This window comes from Candidatus Saccharimonadia bacterium, from assembly GCA_035544015.1.
GTDB lineage: Bacteria > Patescibacteriota > Saccharimonadia > UBA4664 > UBA4664 > UBA5169.
The window spans coordinates 1-2,123 of record DATKIP010000114.1 but is presented as its reverse complement, the minus strand read 5'-3'; the positions used below and the strand labels follow the sequence as shown (position 1 = coordinate 2,123).

The following is a 2,123-nucleotide window of genomic DNA, read 5'->3' as shown; positions in this document are numbered from 1 at the left end:
CAATTCCGCCGCCACATCCTTGATCGTCTCCGCCCGACAGCGCCGGCCCACGTAGTAAGCAAAGCGCTTGGTATAGAGCGGATTGTCCGCCAGAAAGTCGAGCCGTTCCCGCTTCACCTTGCCACAACGGCGGCAGTCAATCCGCCGAACCTCCAATTCCAGAAATATCCGCGTGTCGCCGCACGAAAGATCACGCACGCGCCGGACCTTCCGGTCATACCAACCCATCTGGATGCGACCGCAACAGCCACAAGCCGTTTTTTTGAGCGCCGCCTGAGCGTGACCACGCGGGCCTTCGGATCACCAAAAATCCCGCGCACTGCTGGCGCCGGTCGAAAACCAGGGAACGAATACGTATCCCAAAGCCGCCGGCTTCGCTTCGATGGTCGTGCCATCTACTATTGATGCCAAATTCCGAACCCAGCCGTAATGCAAAATACCTAAACAAAGAGCCAATTGCAAAACTGTTTAGCTCGCGCCGCATGTCGGACTCGTGGTGATCGCGAGTACAGGATTTTGCAAGCCTGCGTTGGGTGGCGGCGTCGAAGGTATGGTGAATTGGCGATTGTTTGACACACCTGGTCTGTGCGCTGTTTCCGCGCTCTCAAATTTGGCAGCTTCAATGGCTGCGGCTCGGCAGCGGATCGCGATCAGATGATTAGTCGCATGAGTTGATCGCAAGTCAGCGCCAGAACGCCGAACATCAGGTGGCATAAGACCTTGGCGTGGCCGCGCACCCGCACGTTGCGCCCGCCGAACTCATCTTTGAGCCGGGCATTGACGCGCTCCGCGGCACTGCGCTCATTGTAGCGTACCTGCTCGGCAAGCTTGTAGCCCGCGATTTGTTTGCCGCGAGCTTCGGCCGCCATCTCGGCCTTGCCTGGTGCGCTCCTTGGGTTCTTGTCGATGATCGGCACGTGACCGAGAGCATGGCTCCTTTGCGCGATCTCCGGCGCATCATAGGCGCTGTCCATCAGGTCGTAGAGACTGGTCACCCGCCCGGCGGTCAGCGTTGCAAGCGGGATTGCCACCTGGCTGTCGTGCAACGAGGCGGAGGTCAGAAGGCACGTTATCGGAATGTCGCCGTCGGCCGTGTCGATGTGCAGCTTGTAGCCGGTCCAGCTCGTCTTGTAGCCCTTTGCATTACGCTTGGTCCCGACCGCGCAGTGCTTTGGCAAATCGTTCAACATTTCGGCGAGCGACATCGTGGCTTGGCGCTCGAGCCGCCGCGGCTCCTTCTCGACCACCACGCCGTTCTTGGGCCGGCCGCGCTTACGCTTTGGCGTCTCGGGAGTAGCGACTTTCACCGCTTTCTCGCGGGCCTCAATGGCGGTCGCATCGCGTGAGATGTGACCGACCAGCCGATCCTTGTGGGTCCGCTTGATCAACGCCTCGTGCACATGGCTCGGCAGCTCGCATGTCGCAAACTCGGCAAAAGCCCGCGAGAACGTGGACTCGCTCGGCACCTGTCCGGGGCGTTCCCAACCGCACAGCCGACGCAAACGCTTGTCCACCGCAAGCCGCTCGATCAGCATCGACGTCGTCGGCAGCCCCATCACGGCTTTAGCGACGAATGCGCGTGCCAACGCCGCGCGGTCGCGAAGCGGCCGACCCGGCAGACCAGGCCAATCGCGCATCAGCGTCTCGATGCGAACCAGCTCCAGCGTCGCGATCACTTGCTTGTGCGTATCAGTGAGCGGCCCGAGCTCCTCCGTGAGCCAGGGGAAAAGATTGGCTTGAATGTGGTTCCACGTGATTGATAGAAAGTCGCGTAGAGGCATGTCCGCGTCCGGTTCGGTTGAGTGATTCGTTGCGGAAACACCCTACCGACACGATTCGAGTTCGCGGACACATCACAAATCACCCCCCAAAAAATCGATAATTCAGCTCGCCGGTGCAATTTTGCAATTGGCTCAGTAGTCCCAATTTCGGAGGCTACTGCCGGGTACGCTACAGGACTCATTGGTCGGAATTTATTGATGTCGGTTCGACTCCGCGCGTCCTTCAGTTGAACCGTCGGATCCCGCATATGACTTCCATGGAACTAGATAATCGTTCAGGCATCGGGCCGCACGGTCATAGATTTCCGCATGTAGCGTCGCCGTAACATCGTGTGCTTCACG

At 59.5% G+C, this 2,123-nt stretch carries 1 protein-coding gene and 1 pseudogene; both read right to left on the bottom strand.

The features are described from left to right. Nucleotides 1-249: pseudogene (locus tag VMT30_09565) on the bottom strand (transposase family protein). Nucleotides 250-650: 401 nt separating this feature from the next. Next, on the bottom strand, nt 651-1,781 hold the full coding sequence (locus VMT30_09560; GenBank protein HVQ45172.1) for a transposase: 1,131 nt from the start codon (nt 1,779-1,781) through the stop codon (nt 651-653). Nucleotides 1,782-2,123: the final 342 nt, after the last annotated feature.

Bases quoted from the DNA above. Each gene is read 5' to 3' on its own strand.
- VMT30_09560 (HVQ45172.1), bottom strand. From the start codon at position 1,781: ATGCCTCTACGCGACTTTCTATCAATCACGTGGAACCACATTCAAGCC.